This window comes from Mesorhizobium sp. WSM4809 (genome assembly GCF_055811655.1).
In genome coordinates this window covers 178,239-196,122 of record NZ_JBVVQW010000001.1, presented here as the reverse complement: position 1 = coordinate 196,122, position 17,884 = coordinate 178,239, and the positions used below count along the sequence as shown (strand labels likewise).

Below are 17,884 nucleotides of genomic sequence, written 5' to 3'. Positions count from 1 at the left end.
CATCGGTTTTCGCCCCTCGCCGCCATTTTCCGTGGGCCGCCCACGATGCTGAACGACAGGCCGCCATGCTGAACACCAAGCCGAACTGGCCGACCCTTACCGTAATGGTCGGCATCAGCCTGACCGCCTGCAAGATCCTGCCTACGAAATCGGAAGCCGGAGACAACGCTCCCGCCTTCAATCCAGACAAGATGGTCGAAGAGACATGGGCGGCAAAGGTCGTGCCCTATCTCCAGCAGAAAGCCGGACCGTTTGCGCAGGTTCACACCCTGGCGACAACCGATCCATCGGCTGCCGGCGCCAAATACGGCAATCCGAACAAGCAGGCGAATTCGCCTTGGACTTTCGCGGTTCGCCTGGAAGGCAAGATCGTCGCGGCCAACACGCAGTCGCGGGCCGCAACCGTCGACGTCGATGTCGACGGCGACGGCAAAGCCGATGCACGAGTGCAGATCGGACCGGCGGTGCGCGGTACCGCGCTGCGCGACAGCCTGGACTTCATCCAGTTCAACGACTTCACCAACCAGATCGACTTCGCCCAGTTCGGCAAGGCGTTCAACGCTTATGCCGACAAGACGGTGCTCTCCAAGCTGCCACGCGATGCGCTGCAAGGCCGCAGCGCCAAGGTGCTCGGCGCCTATACGCTGGGGAGCGGCCAGGACCTGCCGCTGGTGACGCCGGCGGAGGCAGAGATCGGGCCGAAGCCATGAGCGCGACAACTGAGCGCGAAATCATCCTGAAGCTCGAGGACGTCTCCAAGGTCTATTCCGGCACCGTTGCGGTCAAGCGCGCCAATTTCGAGGTGCGCAAGGGCGCGGTCAACGTGCTGGTCGGTGAAAACGGCGCCGGCAAGTCGACGCTGATGAAGATCATCGCCGGTGTCGAACGGCCGACCGCCGGCCGCATCCTGCTGGAAGGTAAAGAGGTTTCCTTCTCCTCGTCCGCGGACGCGGTGAACCGCGGCATCGGCATGGTGTTCCAGGAGCTGAACCTGTTCGGCAATATGAGCGTCGCCGAGAATATTTTCGCCACCCGGGAGATCACCAACCGCTTCGGCAAGATCGACCGCGAGCAACAGGAAAACCGCGCTGCGGAATTTCTGGAACGCCTGCAAGCCGGCATACGGCCAGACATGCTGGTTGAGGATCTGCGCATCGGTCAGCAGCAGCTGGTCGAGATCGCCAAGGCGGTCTCGCTCGACGCGCGCATCCTGATCATGGACGAGCCGACCTCGGCGCTGAGCGCTGCGGAAGTCGAGATCCTGTTCAAGGTGATCGCCGACCTCAAGGCACGCGGCGTGGCGATCGTTTATATCTCGCACCGGCTCGAAGAGCTGATCCGCATCGGCGACTACATCACCGTGCTGCGTGACGGCCGCATCACCGGCCAGGAAGAGATGAAGAACGTCGACACGCAATGGATCGTTCGCCAGATGATCGGCTCCGACGCCAAGGACTTCGCCAAGGCCGACGGCCATCTTCCGGGAGAAGAGATTTTTCGTGCCGAGGAGATCTGCCTGCCCCGCGCCACCGGCGGACTTGCCGTCGACCATGTCTCACTGTCGCTGCGTGCCGGCGAGATCCTCGGCATTTACGGCCTGATGGGCGCCGGGCGCAGCGAGCTGTTCGACTGCATCATGGGCCGTCACGGCCATTCGACGGGCGAGATCTTCATTGGCGGTATAAAGGTCAAGGAGCGCGATACGACGCGGCGCATCCGGCGTGGCCTGGCATTGATCCCCGAAGACCGTCAGCGCGAAGGGCTGGTCTCGATCCTCTCGGTCGCCAGCAATTTGACGCTGGCCAGCCTGTTGCGATTTGCCCGCCTGTTTCATATCCGTGGCGCCGACGAAAGGCAGGCGGTGACGCAGATGGTGCGGGAGCTGGCGATCAAGGTCGCCGACCCGGCGCAGGAGGTGTCGTCGCTGTCGGGTGGCAACCAGCAGAAAGTGGTGATCGGCAAGGCGCTGCTCACCGAACCCAAGGTGCTGCTGATGGACGAGCCCAGCCGAGGCATCGATGTCGGCGCCAAGGCCGACGTCTTCCGCACCATGCGCAAACTGTCCCGCGACGGTTTGGGGATTTTGTTCGCGACCTCGGATCTCGACGAGGTCATGGCGCTGTCCGACCGCATCGCGGTGATGAGCAACGGAAAACTGACCGGCATGTTCGACCGCGCCGAAGCGACGGAGGCGGCACTCGTGGCTGCATCCGCGCTTGGCCACGGACCGGCCCCACGCACGGAGAGCACCGCCCATGACTGACATCCCAGCCAAGGCGGCCGCTCCCTCCACTTCCAGCGGCTCGGTGCTGCTGACCGTGATGAAGCTTCGGACGTTCATCGCGCTGATCGCCGTGCTGATCTTCTTCTCGATCGCGGCGCCGAATTTCCTGTCGACCGCCAATCTGATCCTGATGTCGAAGCACGTGGCGCTGAACGCATTCCTGGCGATGGGCATGACCTTCGTCATCATCACTGGCGGCATCGACCTTTCGGTCGGCTCGATCGTCGGCCTGTGCGGTATGGTGGCCGGCTATCTCGTGCTCAACGGCATCGACCTGCAGATCGGCTACACCATCTATTTCAACGTCTTCGAGATCGCGCTGATCACACTGGCCGTCGGCATATTGATCGGCGCCGTCAACGGATTGCTGATCACCAGGCTGAACGTTGCACCGTTCATCGCCACGCTCGGCGTGCTCTATGTCGCGCGCGGGCTGGCGCTGCTGTCGTCGGACGGCCGCACCTTCCCCAACCTCGTCGGCAAGCCGGAACTGGGAACCACCGGCTTCGGTTTCCTCGGCGCCGGCCGGCTGCTCGGCCTGCCGGTGGCGATCTGGATCCTGATCGTCGTTGCGCTGGGAGCCGCCTATCTCGCCAAATACACGCCACTCGGCCGCCACATCTTCGCGGTCGGCGGCAATGAACGGGCGTCGCGGATTTCGGGCGTCCGTGTCAACATGGTGAAGATGTTCGTCTATATGTTCTCCGGTTTCTGCGCCGCGATCGTCGGCCTGATCATCTCGTCCGAGCTGATGGCTTCGCATCCGGCGACAGGCGAAAGTTTCGAGCTCAACGCCATTGCGGCGGCGGTGCTTGGCGGTACCTCGATGTCGGGCGGGCGCGGCACGATCGGCGGCACCATCGTCGGCGCCTTCGTCATCGGCATTCTTTCGGACGGGTTGGTGATGATGGGCGTGAGTTCGTTTTGGCAGATGGTGATCAAGGGTCTCGTCATCATCGTCGCCGTTGTCGTCGACCAGGCACAACGCCGGCTTCAACAGCGCGTCACCTTGATGCAGATGGCGAAGGCGGGTTGAGCATGGCGGAGTTGCGTGGAGCGCTGATCGGCTGCGGCTTCTTTGCCGTCAACCAGATGCACGCCTGGCGCGGCATTGCGGGCGCCTCGATCGTCGCCATCTGCGACCGTGATCCGGAACGGCTCAAGATCGTCGGCGACCAATTCGGCATTGCGAAGCGCTATACCGATGCGGCGGAACTTTTTGCCGGCGAAAGCCTCGACTTCGTCGATATCGCCACCACCGCGCCCAGCCATCGTCCGCTTGTCGAAATGGCGGCCGCTCATCGCGTTCCGGTGATCTGCCAAAAGCCATTCGCGCCGACGCTGGCCGACGCCAAGGCCATGGTCCGGGCATGCGCACAAGCAGGCGTGCCGCTGATGGTGCATGAGAATTTTCGCTGGCAGTCGCCGATCCAGGCGGTGCGCGCCGTGCTCGACAGCGGCGAGATCGGCACGTCTTTCTTCGGGCGCATCTCCTTCCGCTCCGCCTATGACGTGTTTTCCGGCCAACCCTATCTGGCGACGGGAAAGCGTTTCATCATCGAGGACCTCGGCATCCATGTCCTCGACATCGCCCGTTTCCTGCTCGGCGACGTCTCGACCATCACGACGCGAACCGCCCGCATCAATCCTAGTATCGCGGGCGAGGATGTGGCGACCATGCTGATGGACCACAAGAGCGGCGCGACCTCCGTGGTCGACTGCAGCTACGCGACGAAGCTTGCGACCGAGCCGTTTCCCGAGACGCTGATCGAGATCGACGGCAGCGACGGAACGATCCGGCTGGCGCAGGAATACCGGCTCACCGTCACCGGCAGGAACGGCACGGTCGTCACCGACGTCTCGCCGCCGCTGCTGCCATGGGCGTCGCGTCCCTGGCACAACATCCAGGAAAGCGTTGTCGCCATCCAGCAGCACTGGGTAGACTGCCTGGCAAAGGGGATCGAACCGGCGACCTCGGGAGCGGACAATCTCGAGACGTTCGCGCTGGTCGAGGCGGCTTACGCCGGTGCCGCGAGCCGGCAAACGGTGCAACTCGACGCCTTGCTGAAATGACCGACGATGCCTTCCTGCTCTACGGCACACGTACGGTCGAAGCCGAGCCGGTCAGGCTGCGCGCGGGCGCGCTTAGCGCCGACTTCGTCAACGGCAATCTACGCACCATCAGCCATGGCGGCACCGAAGTGCTGCGCGCCGTCGCCTATATCGTGCGTGACCGCGACTGGGGCACCTATGAGCCAAATTTGACGGACCTGATCATCGACCAGGCTGCCGACGCTTTTTCGGTCAGCTATTCGGCAAGCTGCCTGGCCCCCGATGGAACCCGGCTCGGCTTCCGCGCCACCATCAAAGGCTCCGCCGATGGCCGTCTGGTCTTCGAGGTCAGCGCCCTTCCCGAGAGCGATTTCGAAACCAACCGCTGCGGCTTCTGCATCCTGCACCCGATCGCCGACCTCGCCGGCAGCCCGGTCAAGGTCGAGCATACGGACGGCAGCGTGGAGGCGACAAAGCTTCCCGAACTGATAGACCCCTGGCAGCCTTTCAAGGATATCCGCGCCATCACCCATCAGGTTCGGCCTGGCGTCACCGCCGAATGCCGGATGGAAGGCGATACTTTCGAAATGGAGGACCAGCGCAACTGGTCGGACGCCTCCTACAAGACCTATGTGCGACCGCTGGCGCTGCCCTGGCCCTATGTGCTGCCTGCCGGCCAAACCCTGCGCCAGACGATCAGCCTGCGCATCGCAGGTGAAGGCAAAGCACCGGCTGTCACCGTGACCAGCGAACCGGTCCGCGTTGGACTCGGCGAGGTCGGGCCAAGGCTGCCCGATGTCGGCGTGGTCATCTATCCCGAGGATGTCGAGACGGCGCTGGCGAACCTCTCCACGCTGGCGGCACTCGGCCCACAACAGCTGCTGTTTCACTACGATCCGACGCGTGGCCACGGGCTCGACGCCTTGCGCGCTTTCGCCCGACTGGCAACTGCCTACGCAGCCGAAACGACCCTCGAATGCGTCGTTGCCTGCGCTGGCGATCTCGACGCCGAGATGTCAGGTGTCGCCGACCTGGTGCGCCAGGCCGGGCTGAAACTCTCGGCCATTGCCGTGTCGCCGTCGGTCGACCGGCAGTCGACTCCGCCGGGCAGCACGTGGCCGGACTGTCCGCCGCTCGAGGACGTTTACGCGGCCGCGCGGCGCGCCTTTCCGGATATCCGCCTCGGCGGCGGCATGTTCAGCTACTTCACCGAACTCAACCGCAAGCGCGTGCCGGCGGACCAGCTCGATTTCATCACCCATTGTACTTGCCCGATCGTGCATGCCGCCGACGATCTCAGCATCATGCAATCGCTGGAGGCGCTGCCTTTCATCACCCGATCGGCGCGGGCGATCTTCGGGGCAAAGCCCTATCGGATCGGCCCGTCGACGATTGCCATGCGCCAGAACCCCTATGGCAGCGCGACCAAGCCCAATCCCGGGGGACAGCGCGTTGCCATGGCCGACAGCGATCCTCGCCACACCGGTCAGTTCGCTGCTGCATGGACGATCGGCTATGCCGCGCGTGTCGCACCGGTCGGACTGGAGATGTTGACACTTTCCAGCTTCACTGGACCTTTCGGCGTGCTCGCTTCATCAGGGGAACCTGTCGCGGAAGGATCACACCGGCCAATCTTCCAGCCCATCAAGGGGCTTTGCGAGCTGGCCGGCCTTGCGCATGTGTCGGCAAGGACGAGCGATGAAACCAAGGTGCTGGCGCTGGCCGGGCGCTCCGCCTCGGGCAAGACAATCGCGTGGCTGGCGAACCTGACGGCGGAAGACGTGCAGGTCGACATTTCAGCTTTTGGCCGAGGCCAGGTCGCAATGACGCCTTACGCGATCGTTCGGATCGGCTGAACCGCCGAGATCATTTTTCAGAATTCATCACATAGAGCGCGCGCGAGCGTTCGAGATGCTTGATCATCGCCTTCTCGGCGCCATCGGCATCCTTCTTCTCGATGCGGCCGATGATCTCTTCGTGCTCGGTCAGCGTGAACTTTTCCTTGCCGGTCCAGATCAGCATTTCAGTGTGGTATTCCTTCAGCCAGCCCAGCATCGCCTCGCTGACGGCAACATAGATCGGGTTACCGGAGATCGCGGCGATCTGCGTATGGAATTTCATGTCGGCGGAGATGAAGGCTTCGGAATCACCGCGAAAGCCGCGCTGTTCGGCAACAGTGGCCCGCAGCCGCTGCACATCCTCAGCGGTGGCCTTCTCGGCGGCTTCCCGAACCATGCCGCGCTCGAAGAAGATGCGCGCGGTCTTCAGGTGCTCAAGCGTGTCCTTCGACGACGACAGGATGATCTTGGCGGCGCCGTCGACCTGCTTGATGATCGACTTGGCGGTGAGTTGCAGCACCTTGGCGCGTTCGCCATGCGAGATCGCCACCAAGCCCATATTGCTCAGCGCCTGCATCGCCTCGCGAATCGCCGGCCTGCCGACCTCGAAGCGCTCCATCAGTTCACGCTCCGACGGCATGTCGTCGCCCGGCATCAGCTCGCCGCTGGTGATCAGGCGTTTCAGCCGCAAGAAGACCTCATCGGAAAGCTTGCGCCGGACAATCGGTTCCGAACGGTTCATCGTCGCGAATCACTCCCTTGACCCGGCCTTATCTAACACTGCCGCCACAATTCCCGGAATTGCCGTCTGTCGATCCCGCTGCCGGATATGACTTGCAATACTTATGTACTCATTATACCAGATTTGAAACACCGGTGAACCTTTTTCGAACGCCTCGGCTTGAGACAGCGGACCATGATCACGCTCACCTACCGCATCGAAACGCCTGGAAGCATCGAAGTCCTGGCGGCCAAGATCGCCAGCGATCAGTCGACCGGCACCTTCGTCGCGCTGCCCGGCGAGACCGAGGAACTGAAAGCCCGGGTGGCGGCGCGCGTGCTGGCGATACGGCCTCTGGCCGATGCCGAGCGGCCGTCGCTTCCCGACAGCGGCAACGGGCCGTTCAGGCGCGCCGATGTCGATATCGCCTTTCCATTCGATGCCATCGGCACCGACCTTTCGGCACTGATGACCATTGCCATCGGCGGCACCTATTCGATCAAGGGCCTCACCGGGATTCGCATCGTCGACATGAAATTGCCGGAGGAGTATCGCGGCGCGCATCCCGGCCCCCAGTTCGGTGTCGCCGGCAGCCGTCGGCTGACCAATGTGACGGATCGTCCGATCATCGGCACCATCGTCAAGCCGGCGCTGGGCTTGCGGCCACATGAGACGGCGGCAATGGTGGCGGAACTGATCGCCGCCGGTGTCGACTTCATCAAGGACGACGAGAAGCTGATGAGCCCGGCCTATTCGCCGCTTGCCGAGCGGGTGAAGGCGATCATGCCGCTGATCCTCGACCACGAGCAGAAGACCGGCAAGAAGGTGATGTATGCCTTCGGCATCTCGCATGCCGACCCGGACGAGATGATGCGCAACCACGATCTGGTGGTGGAGGCTGGCGGCAATTGCGCTGTTATCAACATCAATTCGATCGGCTTCGGTGGCATGGCGTTCCTGAGGAAGCGCTCCAGTCTGGTGCTGCATGCTCACCGCAACGGCTGGGACATCCTCACCCGTCACCCGGGCCTTGGCATGGACTTCAAGGTCTGGCAGCAGTTCTGGCGGCTGCTCGGCGTCGATCAGTTCCAGATCAACGGCATCGCCTCGAAATACTGGGAACCGGATGACTCTTTCGTCGAATCCTTCAAGGCGGTGACGTCGCCGATCTTTTCGCCTGAGGACTGCGCCTTGCCGGTCGCCGGCTCCGGCCAGTGGGGCGGTCAGGCGCCCGAGACATATGCGCGGACCGGCCGGACCGTCGATCTTCTCTATCTCTGCGGCGGCGGCATCGTCAGCCATCCGGACGGACCGGGCGCCGGCGTGCGTGCCGTGCAGCAAGCCTGGCAAGCGGCGGTCGACGGCATTCCGCTGGCGGACTTCGCCCTGAACCATCCCGAACTGGCGCGGTCGATCGAAAAATTCGGCGACGGCAAGGCAGCCTGAAGCCATGCAGGACCTGCTTCTCAGCTATTATGGCGACGACCTGACCGGCTCGACCGACGTCATGGAGGCGCTTGAGCTCGGTGGCGTGCCGACCGTGCTGTTCATGCGCCAGCCGGACCCGGCCCTGCTGTCCCGGTTTGGCCAGTGCCGGGCGATCGGTCTGGCCGGCACCAGCCGCAGCGAGGCGCCGCAGTGGATGGACACGCATCTGCGCGATGCCTTCGCCTGGTTGAAGACGCTCAACGCCGCGATTTGCCACTACAAGGTCTGCTCGACATTCGATTCCAGCCCGACGATCGGCAGCATCGGCCGAGCCATCGAGATCGGTCGCTCGGTGTTCGCGCAGGATAGCGTGCCACTGCTGGTCGGCGCGCCGCAGCTCAAGCGCTACACCGCCTTCGGCCACCTGTTCGCCGCCTATCGCGACCAATATTTCCGCATCGATCGTCACCCTGTGATGAGCCGCCACCCGACGACGCCGATGGATGAGTCCGATCTGCTGATCCATCTGTCGCGGCAGACAGCCCTGAGCTCGGGGCTGGTCGACCTTGCGACGCTGCAGTCCGCGTCGCGGTCGGTGGCGTTCGATCGGCTGACCGGAAACGGCACCCCCATCGTGCTTGTCGATGTCGACAATCTGGAAACGCAGGCTCTGGCCGGCAAGGAGATCTGGCGCGTTCGCAAGCCAGGCGGTTCCTTTGTCGTCGGCTCATCCGGAGTCGAGTATGCGTTGCTGGCCGAATGGGCGTCGAATGGCATCGTCAGCGCCGGACATGGCTTCACGCCACCGGGCGCAGCCGAGCGGATAGCCGTCGTGTCGGGAAGTTGCTCGCCGACCACCGAACGGCAGATCCAGCATGCCCTGACCGACGGTTTCGACGGCATCGAGGTCGATCCAGTCGAACTGGTTTCGGAGGCTTCGCAGCAGGCGATCGCGCGCGCAACGGCAAGCGGCCGTGCCAGTCTGCAAGCCGGGCGCAGCGTCATCCTCTACACCGCGCTTGGCCCCGATGCCGACAGGGGCGCCGAAATCGACCGGCAGGAAGGCGCCCGCCACAGGCTTGGCCGCGGACTCGGAGAAATCCTTCGCGGCCTGACGATCGAACAGAGCCTGCGGCGCGTGGTCATTGCCGGCGGCGACACGTCGAGCCATGCACTCGGCGAAATGGGTGTCGATGCCCTGACAATCCGCATGCCGCTGCCCGCTTCGCCGGGCTCGCCGCTCTGCGTTGCTCACGCGCGCGTCAAGGCGATCGACGGACTGGAGGTCGCGCTCAAGGGCGGCCAGGTCGGAACTGATCGCTATTTCTCAGCCATCCGCGACGGCCTCGGCGGTTGAAACAACTAACGCCTACGTCCAGGTGATAGCCTGCGGGAACACCTCTGCGCACGAAATGCTCCTTGCCGGGTGGAAATCCCGGTAACACCCGGTATTATCTGCGAAAATGCCGAAATCGGGAGGATGCCGGGTGCAGACCAAGAAGATCATCAATGCCGGCAACCGCGCCGTCGACGAGATGCTGGAAGGCATCCTGGCAGCGCATCCCCGCCATCTCAAAAGCGTGGACGGCAGTCCTCGCTCCATCATCGCCTGCGACGGACCGCGCCAGGGCAAGGTGGGCCTCGTCATTGGCGGCGGCTCGGGCCACGAGCCGAGCTTTCTTGGCTTCGTCGGCAAGGGATTGGCCGATGCGGCGGCCATCGGCAATGTCTTCGCCTCGCCACCGCCGGACCCGATCCTCGAATGCGCAAAGGCAGTCAGCGGCGGCGCCGGCGTGCTGTTCATGTACGGCAACTATGCCGGCGACGTGATGAATTTCGACATGGCGGCCGAGATGGCCGCCATGGACGACATCGAGGTGCGCACGGTGCTGAGCACCGACGACGTCGCCTCGGCACCGCGCGACCAGCGGCACAAGAGGCGCGGCGTCGCCGGCAATTTCTTCATCTTCAAGGCGGCCGGTGCCGCCTGCGACCGGATGCTGTCCTTCGACGAATGCGAGCGCATCGCCGGCAAGGCCAACGACCACACCTTCACCATGGGCGTGGCGCTGTCGCCCTGTTCGCTGCCGCAGACCCGCCGGCCGAATTTCGAGATCGGGCCGGACGAGATGGAGATCGGCATGGGCATCCATGGCGAGCCGGGCATCGCGCGCGAAAAGTTGAAAACAGCCGACGAGATCACCGACGAGATGCTGGACAGGATCCTCGACGAGATGGCGCCTACGCGCGGCGACAAGGTCGCGGTGCTCGTCAATTCGCTGGGCTCAACGCCGCTGATGGAACTCTACATCATGAACCGGCGCGTGAAGCAGAGGCTCGACGAGATCGGTGTGTCCATACACGCAAGCTGGGTCGGCAATTACTGCACCTCGCTCGAAATGGCAGGGGCCTCGATCACTCTGCATCGGCTGGACGGCGAGTTGCAGACGATGCTGGACCACCCCTGCGACTGCGCCATGTTTCGCGCCGGCTAAACCCACTTCTGTGGCAAGGACTAAGACATGACGACAATCGACACCGCCCACCTTGTCGCGATGTTCGCGGCGATCGCAACCGCCATGTCTGCCGACCTGGACCGACTGTGCGCGCTTGACGGGGTTATCGGCGACGCCGACCACGGCATCGCGATGGAGCTTGGATTTTCCGCTGCACGCGATGCCGTCGCCGCACTGGATGCAGAGGCAACCGACCCGACCACCTTGCTGAACACCGCTGCCAAATCGTTCCTGAATGCCGTCGGCGCCTCCTCCGGGCCGCTCTATGCGACCGCGTTCATGCGGGGCGCGGCAGCCGTCAAGGGCAAGACGACGCTCGACGATTCGGACGTGGTCGCCCTGTTCCAGGCTATGGCCAAGGGCATTCAGGATCGCGGCAAGGCCGAGCCTGGCGAAAAGACGATGATCGATGCATGGGCGCCGGCTGCGCAGGCAGCGGGCGAAGCGCTGACCTCCGGCAAGGATCTGGCGGGCAGTCTCGAAGCTGCTGCACAAGCGGCAAACGCAGGCGCGGAGGCTACTAAGTCGATGGTCGCCACGAAAGGCCGGGCATCGCGTCTCGGCGAACGCTCGCTTGGCCACATGGACCCGGGCGCCGCCTCCGCCGTAACCGTGATCGAGGCGATGCGGGTCGCCTTGACCAGTTAACTCAGTAACGGGTTTCCCGCGTCTTTCAGCGCTTGGCGTCGAGCTTGTCGATGGCCTGCACGTTTGTGGCGGAGGGGCCATTCGGATCGAACTCCGAGGCCAACCATGCGTCGGCGATCGATTTCGCCAGTTCGGGGCCGATGACGCGGGCGCCCATGGTGATGATCTGGGCGTTGTTGGACTTGGCGGCGCGCTCAGCGGAATAGGTGTCGTGGGTCAATGCGGCGCGAATGCCCGGCACCTTGTTGGCTGAGATGCTGACGCCGATGCCGGTGCCGCAAAACAGGATGGCCCGGTCGTAATTGCCGTCCAGGATTTCGTGGCCTACCGAGGCGGCGATGTCGGCGTAGAATCCGGCCTGGCTGAGGTCGACGACCTGCAGTTCGGGTTTGGTGGCGAGATGCTTGGCGATGACGTCGAGCAGCGGCTTTCCGGCACTGTCGGCTCCGAGTGCGATCTTCATGATGATGAACTCCTTTGCTAGGTCTTTTGGCAGTCAGCGCGCGATGGCGGCCGACGCCTTTTTCAGAATGTCGATATAGCCTTCCGCTTGCCACGCCGAGCGGCCGATGAACAGGCCATCGATATGCGGCTGGCCGATGAGTTCGGCCGCGTTGCCTGGATTGACGCTGCCACCATAAAGCACAGGTGGAGCAATCGGCAGCCGGTCGGCGGCAACCTTCTTGATCAGCTGTTGCTGTTTGTCGGCATAGTCGGCGCTTGCGGGAATGCCCTTCTCGCCGATTGCCCAGACGGGCTCGTAGGCAAAGAGGATTTCCGCCTTCAGTTGATAGCCGCTCAGCTCTTGCAGCGCGCCGAGAACCTGTGCCGTCAGCACCGCCTCGGCGCGGCCTGATTCACGCTCAGCCAGCGTCTCGCCGACGCAGATCAGCGGCACGAAACCGTGCCTGACTGCGGCCGCCGTTTTCAGTCCCACAGTCGCATCCGTCTCGCCGAAATGCTCGCGGCGCTCGCTATGGCCGAGTTCGATCACATCCAGCCCGCAGTCTTTCAACATCACCGGCGAAATCTCTCCCGTCCAGGCGCCCGCGTCGGCCCAATGCATGTTCTGGGCCCCAACTTTGACGCGGGTGTCGGCCAGCGCCGCCTTGACCTGGCGCGCTGCGGTGAACGGCGGAATGACGAAAGGCTGTATTGCCGGATCGAAATCGGGCACAAAGGCCGCCAGCGCATCGGCGAACTGCAACGCCTCCGACAGCGTCTTGTTCATCTTCCAGCTCGTGCCGACCCAATATGGGGCCATTCTTCTTCTCCTTCGATACTTTTGCGGCCGAAGCCGGCTTTCGGGCGACGTATTCGCTCAAGTCCGAGGCTTGAGGCTGTCGCGGCCACTGTCGACGTAAGGCGCCCAGAAATCCACCGACTCGCGGATCATCTCGATAACCTGATGGTCGACTGGTTCCCTCTCCCTGAAGGAAAGTTCAAGGCAAATTTCATTGTCGGTTCCACCGCCCTGCCGAACCGCGTCCAGCAACTTCTGCGGCACTATGCGGCCGTCCTTGTTGTAGGCGGCCGTGAACGGCCAGTGCCCGCCCTTGTTCATGGAAGACTGCTTGATGTGGATGATCGGCGATTGCAATGGAAACGCTTTCGCCCAAGCATAGGGATCGGTATCGGCAGGATCGGCCGAGGTCACGTCGCCATGGTCGATATCCACCATCATCTTCATCGGTATGGGCAGCTTCGCCGCATCGATGGCGCCTTGCAGCGTGGCGCAGCTTTCGATCGTGTGGCCGAACTCGCGGCCGACCGACATCGGCTCCCAGAACAGGTATGTCAGACCCGCCGCCCTGGCGTGTTCGGCCACCTCGCGCCAGCATTCGAGCGCGATATCGAGAAGTGCTGCCCGCCGTTGCGGATCGTCAAAGTCCTTGTGGGTGAAGATGGCGAACTGCGTGCCCATGCCGGACGCGCCGAGATCGGCGGAAATGTCGGCGAAGGTCTTGAACCAGTCGACATAATAGCGCCGCACATCCGCATCCGGGTGGCCGAAATGGTTGAGCCGGCCATAAGGCCCCGTCATGCCGGAGGTGATCCGCACGCCGGTCCGCGAAAGTGCGCTGTTGAACAGGCGCAGGAATTTGGCAATCGTCGCCGCCGGCCAGCCCGGATTGACGAATTCATGCGTCAGCTGCACGTCGCGGATGCCGATGCCATAGGCGATCGCGTCGATCAGATCGTCTGGATCGGCGAAACGATTGACCAGCGGATTGGTGTTGAGGGAAAGCGTGAAGGCCATCAGTCTGCCGCCGCCATGATGTTATCGAACCAGTCTTCGAATCCTTTCCGCTCGGCCGCATTGAGATGCAGGCCATGTTTGGTGCGGCGTTCCAGGATATCGGCTGATGTGCCGGCCCATTCGGTCTCGACCAGGAACTTTGCCTCCCGTTCATATAAATCGGGACCGAAGCGTCGGCCGAGATCAGCCTCGCTTTGCGCGCCGGCGAGCAATTGCCGGGCGCGGGTGCCGTAGCTTCGAGCGTAGTGCTTCACCAGCGACGGGCTGAGCCACGATAACTCGGAATGCAGATCGCTCAGGAATTGCTCGAAGTCCGCATTGGGCAGGTCGCCCCCCGGCAAGGGAAATTTGGCCGTCCAGGCTTTCTTCATCGTCGGAAAGAACGGCTGGATCTTTTCCAGCGCATGTTCGGACAGCTTGCGGAAGGTGGTGATCTTGCCGCCGAACACCGAAAGCAGCGGTGCGTTGCCATTGGAGGCGTCGAGTTCGAAAATATAGTCGCGCGTCACCGCGCTTGGATTGTCGGCATTGTCGTCATAGAGCGGACGCACGCCCGAGAAACTGTAGACCACGTCCTGTGGCGTCAGTTGCCGCTTGAAATAGCGATTGACCACCTTGATCAGATAGTCGACTTCGCTGGCCTCGGCGACCACTTCCTCGGGCCTGCCTTCGTAGGGAATGTCGGTGGTGCCAATCAGCGCCAGATCGTTCTCATACGGATTGACGAAGATCACCCGCTTGTCGTTGTTCTGAATGAGATAGGCTTGCCGCCCCTCCCAGAATTTGGGCACGACGATATGGCTGCCTTTAACGAGCCGAACATTGCGCGTTGAATTCTGCCCGGCGACGCGGCTGACAATGTCGTTGACCCAGGGACCTGCCGCGTTGACCAGCGCCCGCGCCCGGACCTTCGTCACCGCACCCGTGCGACCATCCTGCATGTCGATCGACCACAGTCCGTTTTCGCGGCGGGCCGCGACACAGGCGGTGCGCGTAAGCACTCTGGCACCGCGCTGCCTGGCATCCAGGGCGTTGAGCAGCACCAGGCGCGCATCGTCGACCCAGCAGTCGGAATATTCGAAACCGCGCTTGAACTCGTCCTTGATTGGCGCGCCTTCCGGCGCAGTCTTGAGGTTCAGCGTTCTTGTCCCCGGCAGGCGTTTACGGCCGCCAAGGTGGTCGTAGAGAAACAGCCCGAGCCGGACCAGCCATGCCGGCCTGTCTTGCGGGCTGTGCGGAAGAACGAAGCGCATCGGCCAGATGATGTGCGGCGCCGCCTCAAGCAGCACCTCGCGTTCGATCAGCGCTTCGCGAACCAGCCGGAATTCATAATATTCGAGGTAGCGCAGGCCGCCATGCACCAGCTTGCCGGAGCGCGAGCTCGTGCCTTGCGCGAGATCGTCCTTTTCGCACAGGATGACGGACAGCCCGCGACCTGCCGCATCACGCGCTATGCCGGCTCCATTGACGCCGCCGCCGATCACGAAAAGATCGACGACATCTGTTGTATTGCTCAAGATCCTGCTCCTGTGCGGTGCGCCATGCCCTTCCACACCGGCCGAAGCGCCTGACGCGCTGCAACGAAGGAAGGGAAGAGGGCATCGTAGGTTTGCGAAAGCGCCTCGTCATAGGCATCGCAGTCGCCGAGAAGCGGCGTCACCCATTCGGCGGCGCAGTCTTCCATCGAGCCATAGACGCCGAGGCCGACCGCGGCCATCATCGCGGCGCCTGCCGCGCCGGCTTCCTGGCGACTGCTGGTGCGCACCTGTGCCCTTGTCGCCGCTGCGATGATGCGGCGTAGGGACGGGCTGCGCGCGGCGCCGCCCGACAGGCGGATTTCGCCCGGCACGGCGCCCATCGCCTGGTAGCAATCGCGTGCGGCGAAGGCCAGTCCCTCGAGGACGCCGCGTGCCAGATCGCCAAAGCCGTGCTTGACCGAAAGGCCGATGAAGCCAGCGCGTGCGTCAGGATCGACGAACGGTCCTCTTTCACCGGCCAGCGATATGTAGGGCTGGTAGATCAGCGAACCAGGCTCCGATGCTTCCACCCAAGCGTCGAGGGCCTTCAGCAACTCGTCATGAGAAGACTTGCCGCCAGCCGTGGCGAGCACGTCGCGCGCAAGGCCAAGCAGCCAGTCTATGTTGAGCGTCGCCGCCATGTTGGATTGCAATTGTGCAAAGGCACCCGGAATAGGCATGGCAATCGTGTAGCCGGAGCCATCGTCGTTCAGCACGACATCGTCGGGCGTGGCGGCGAAGCGCGTGTGTATGCCGGTCGAGCCGATGACCGTGCAGCCGACATTGCCCGACGGATCATAGAGGCCGGCTCCGAGCGCCGTCATGACCATATCGACGTAACCCAGCACCACCGGGGTGCCTTCGAGCAGGCCAGTCTCTGCCGCCGCCGATCGCGACAACGGATGATGGTCGGCGGTGCCTTCGAGCATGGAAGGCAACAGGCGGCGATGCGTCGTCAGATCCAGGATGTCGAGGGCTTCGTCGGAATAGGTGCGCGACCGAAAATCGCCGAAGGTGAAGGTTCCCTCGGAGGGATCCGTGGCGCGTTCGCCCGTCATTTTGAAGTAGAGCCAATCCTTGCAATGCAGTGCGGTCGCCGCCCGCTCCAGCATGTCGGAATGGTTTTTTTTCATGAAGGCAAGCTGGGCGCCTTGCTGGCAGGAATTCAGGCCCGTGCCGGTCAGCTCGAACCGCCTGCGATCCCGGGGATCGGCGCGCATCTCGTCCACCAAATGTCCGGCGCGGGCATCGAGCCACAGCCAGGCGCGCGAGACAGGCAAGCCCTCGCCATCGATCAGCCAGGTTCCGTCGCCCTGCCCGGTGATAGCAACCGCTGCGGTTCGTTGCGCGAGGTCGGGAACCTTGGCCGCGAGATCGCGAACGGTCCGCGCCATGTCGCGCCAGGTCTGGTCGAGGTCCTGCTCGGCGCCGCCGCCTTCCAGCGTGACGAAGCTGTTGGGCACCGACGTCATGGCGAGCTGCTGCCCGGACAGGTCGAAAGCGATCGATTTGATCACCGACGTTCCCGCGTCGATGCCGATCAGCAGGTCTTTCATGCCGCAAATTCCGGTTGGTTGCGAAGGCAGTTCACGAGGGTAGTCATTTCGTAGAAGAGGCAGGGAGTGTCCGCAAGGACACCCCCTGTGCAGGTTTCATTCCGACAGGACGAAGGGAGCGGTGTACTTATCGACATTGTCCTTGGTGATGAGAAGGCAATCGAACAGCTGCTTCTCGGTCGCCGCGCCGGTGGCTCCGGTCTTGATGAACGAGTCCGCCTGCTGCACGGCCTTGGCCGAGAAGATGGCGACCGGCTGAAGCACGGTGTACTGCAGTTCGCCGGACTTGATCGCCGCAACCGCATCCGGGGAGCCGTCGAAGCCGCCGACCTTGATGCCAGCGAGCTTGCCGGCTTCCTTCAGCGCCGCAACCGCGCCAAGCGCCATCTCATCATTGCCGCTGATCACGGCGATGATGTCGGGATTGGCCTGCAGCATGCTCTGCATCTTGTCGTGGCCCTGGGTACGATCCCAGTTGGCGACCTGCGAAGCAGCCTTTTCGAGATCCGGGTACTGGCTCAGCACAGTCGCGTACCCGTTCGAGCGCGTGGCGGCGTTGTTGTCCGACGGAGCGCCGAGCAGTTCGACATATTTGCCCTTTTCGCCGACGGCCTGCACCCACTGCTGGGCACCGAGAGCAGCACCTTGCGCGTTGTTGGAAACGAGCTGACCCTTGGCGAGGCCTTCCTGATTGATCTCGGCATTGACGAGGAACACCGGGATGTTGGCTGCAATCGCCTTCTTCACCGCACCGACAGAGCCGTCAGCGTTGGCCGGATCGAGGATGATCGCCACCGACTTGTTGGTGATGGCGGTGTCGATCAAATTGCTTTCGGTATTGGTATCGCCCTTGTGGGCGCCGACATTGGCCGTGTAGCCAAGCTTCTCGGCCTCGGCCTTGGCGACGTTGCCCTCGGTCAGCCAGTAGGGGTTGGCCGGATCGTTGACGATGATCGAGATCAGGCCCGCGGCTGACGCGGCGGCCGTGAATCCGACGACCATCGCGGCGGCGAGCAGACTTTTCAGCATGGTTTTCATGTACATTCCTCCAATGATTACGCGGT

At 63.2% G+C, this 17,884-nt stretch carries 16 protein-coding genes; 9 read left to right on the top strand and 7 right to left on the bottom strand.

The window, feature by feature from the left end; genetic code table 11:
• Positions 1-65: 65 nt before the first annotated feature.
• Genes AC0L24_RS00795 through apnL form a run of 5 tightly spaced genes read left to right on the top strand, consistent with a single transcriptional unit; the run spans position 66 to position 6,192 of the window.
• Positions 66-710 carry a DUF2291 family protein gene (locus AC0L24_RS00795; RefSeq protein ID WP_127398397.1) on the top strand — a complete coding sequence of 215 codons (645 nt, stop codon included), beginning with the start codon at positions 66-68 and terminating at the stop codon, positions 708-710.
• On the top strand, positions 707-2,263 hold the full coding sequence (locus AC0L24_RS00790; protein ID WP_127811157.1) for a sugar ABC transporter ATP-binding protein: 1,557 nt from the start codon (positions 707-709) through the stop codon (positions 2,261-2,263). The genes AC0L24_RS00795 and AC0L24_RS00790 overlap by 4 nt, the downstream gene beginning before the upstream one ends.
• The gene (locus AC0L24_RS00785) at positions 2,256-3,320 is read left to right on the top strand and encodes an ABC transporter permease (RefSeq protein ID WP_127811158.1); all 1,065 of its coding nucleotides are present in this window, start codon (positions 2,256-2,258) and stop codon (positions 3,318-3,320) included. The genes AC0L24_RS00790 and AC0L24_RS00785 overlap by 8 nt, the downstream gene beginning before the upstream one ends.
• Before the next feature lie 2 nt (positions 3,321-3,322).
• Entirely contained in the window at positions 3,323-4,357 is a 1,035-nt protein-coding gene (locus AC0L24_RS00780; protein WP_128362582.1) for a Gfo/Idh/MocA family protein, read from the top strand.
• A complete protein-coding gene (gene apnL, locus AC0L24_RS00775; RefSeq protein WP_292138340.1) occupies positions 4,354-6,192 on the top strand; it encodes a D-apionate lactonase in 1,839 nt (612 codons plus the stop codon). Before AC0L24_RS00780 ends, apnL begins: the two co-directional genes overlap by 4 nt.
• Before the next feature lie 10 nt (positions 6,193-6,202).
• Here apnL and AC0L24_RS00770 read toward each other — a convergent pair whose 3' ends face one another.
• On the bottom strand, positions 6,203-6,916 hold the full coding sequence (locus AC0L24_RS00770) for a transcriptional regulator NanR (RefSeq protein WP_023808899.1): 714 nt from the start codon (positions 6,914-6,916) through the stop codon (positions 6,203-6,205).
• Positions 6,917-7,090: 174 nt separating this feature from the next.
• Here AC0L24_RS00770 and oiaX point away from each other — a divergent pair, with 174 nt between their 5' ends.
• The 4 genes from oiaX (at position 7,091) to dhaL (ending at position 11,487) form a co-directional block, all read left to right on the top strand.
• Positions 7,091-8,341, top strand: a complete 1,251-nt coding sequence (gene oiaX / locus AC0L24_RS00765; RefSeq protein WP_292138341.1) for a 3-oxo-isoapionate-4-phosphate decarboxylase OiaX — start codon at positions 7,091-7,093, stop codon at positions 8,339-8,341.
• A 4-nt stretch (positions 8,342-8,345) separates the two neighbouring features.
• Complete coding sequence (locus AC0L24_RS00760) at positions 8,346-9,680, top strand: four-carbon acid sugar kinase family protein (protein WP_473563320.1); 1,335 nt, start codon at positions 8,346-8,348, stop codon at positions 9,678-9,680.
• 130 nt (positions 9,681-9,810) lie between these two features.
• On the top strand, positions 9,811-10,818 hold the full coding sequence (locus tag AC0L24_RS00755) for a dihydroxyacetone kinase subunit DhaK (protein WP_127395895.1): 1,008 nt from the start codon (positions 9,811-9,813) through the stop codon (positions 10,816-10,818).
• 27 nt (positions 10,819-10,845) lie between these two features.
• On the top strand, positions 10,846-11,487 hold the full coding sequence (dhaL, locus tag AC0L24_RS00750; protein ID WP_127811163.1) for a dihydroxyacetone kinase subunit DhaL: 642 nt from the start codon (positions 10,846-10,848) through the stop codon (positions 11,485-11,487).
• 25 nt (positions 11,488-11,512) lie between these two features.
• Here the strand turns inward: dhaL and derI are convergent, their stop codons facing one another.
• The 6 genes from derI to AC0L24_RS00720 all read right to left on the bottom strand — a co-directional run bounded on the left by derI (position 11,513) and on the right by AC0L24_RS00720 (position 17,858).
• On the bottom strand, positions 11,513-11,950 hold the full coding sequence (derI, locus tag AC0L24_RS00745) for a D-erythrulose-4-phosphate isomerase (RefSeq protein WP_013533067.1): 438 nt from the start codon (positions 11,948-11,950) through the stop codon (positions 11,513-11,515).
• Between the two features lie 33 nt (positions 11,951-11,983).
• On the bottom strand, positions 11,984-12,751 hold the full coding sequence (locus tag AC0L24_RS00740; RefSeq protein ID WP_127811164.1) for a triose-phosphate isomerase: 768 nt from the start codon (positions 12,749-12,751) through the stop codon (positions 11,984-11,986).
• Positions 12,752-12,808: 57 nt separating this feature from the next.
• Complete coding sequence (locus tag AC0L24_RS00735; RefSeq protein WP_127811165.1) at positions 12,809-13,747, bottom strand: sugar phosphate isomerase/epimerase family protein; 939 nt, start codon at positions 13,745-13,747, stop codon at positions 12,809-12,811.
• Positions 13,747-15,264, bottom strand: coding sequence for a glycerol-3-phosphate dehydrogenase (locus AC0L24_RS00730; protein WP_127811166.1), 1,518 nt, complete (start codon positions 15,262-15,264; stop codon positions 13,747-13,749). The genes AC0L24_RS00735 and AC0L24_RS00730 overlap by 1 nt, the downstream gene beginning before the upstream one ends.
• Positions 15,261-16,820, bottom strand: a complete 1,560-nt coding sequence (locus AC0L24_RS00725; RefSeq protein ID WP_127811167.1) for an FGGY-family carbohydrate kinase — start codon at positions 16,818-16,820, stop codon at positions 15,261-15,263. Before AC0L24_RS00725 ends, AC0L24_RS00730 begins: the two co-directional genes overlap by 4 nt.
• 96 nt (positions 16,821-16,916) lie before the next feature.
• Complete coding sequence (locus AC0L24_RS00720; RefSeq protein WP_013533072.1) at positions 16,917-17,858, bottom strand: D-ribose ABC transporter substrate-binding protein; 942 nt, start codon at positions 17,856-17,858, stop codon at positions 16,917-16,919.
• Positions 17,859-17,884: the final 26 nt, after the last annotated feature.

Coding starts and splice junctions, on each gene's coding strand:
- AC0L24_RS00795 (WP_127398397.1), top strand. CDS start 66: ATGCTGAACACCAAGCCGAACTGGCCGACCCTTACCGTAATGGTCGGC.
- apnL (WP_292138340.1), top strand. CDS start 4,354: ATGACCGACGATGCCTTCCTGCTCTACGGCACACGTACGGTCGAAGCC.
- dhaL (WP_127811163.1), top strand. CDS start 10,846: ATGACGACAATCGACACCGCCCACCTTGTCGCGATGTTCGCGGCGATC.
- derI (WP_013533067.1), bottom strand. CDS start 11,950: ATGAAGATCGCACTCGGAGCCGACAGTGCCGGAAAGCCGCTGCTCGAC.
- AC0L24_RS00720 (WP_013533072.1), bottom strand. CDS start 17,858: ATGAAAACCATGCTGAAAAGTCTGCTCGCCGCCGCGATGGTCGTCGGA.
- AC0L24_RS00780 (WP_128362582.1), top strand. CDS start 3,323: ATGGCGGAGTTGCGTGGAGCGCTGATCGGCTGCGGCTTCTTTGCCGTC.
- oiaX (WP_292138341.1), top strand. CDS start 7,091: ATGATCACGCTCACCTACCGCATCGAAACGCCTGGAAGCATCGAAGTC.
- AC0L24_RS00740 (WP_127811164.1), bottom strand. CDS start 12,751: ATGGCCCCATATTGGGTCGGCACGAGCTGGAAGATGAACAAGACGCTG.
- AC0L24_RS00735 (WP_127811165.1), bottom strand. CDS start 13,747: ATGGCCTTCACGCTTTCCCTCAACACCAATCCGCTGGTCAATCGTTTC.
- AC0L24_RS00770 (WP_023808899.1), bottom strand. CDS start 6,916: ATGAACCGTTCGGAACCGATTGTCCGGCGCAAGCTTTCCGATGAGGTC.
- AC0L24_RS00790 (WP_127811157.1), top strand. CDS start 707: ATGAGCGCGACAACTGAGCGCGAAATCATCCTGAAGCTCGAGGACGTC.
- AC0L24_RS00760 (WP_473563320.1), top strand. CDS start 8,346: ATGCAGGACCTGCTTCTCAGCTATTATGGCGACGACCTGACCGGCTCG.
- AC0L24_RS00785 (WP_127811158.1), top strand. CDS start 2,256: ATGACTGACATCCCAGCCAAGGCGGCCGCTCCCTCCACTTCCAGCGGC.
- AC0L24_RS00725 (WP_127811167.1), bottom strand. CDS start 16,820: ATGAAAGACCTGCTGATCGGCATCGACGCGGGAACGTCGGTGATCAAA.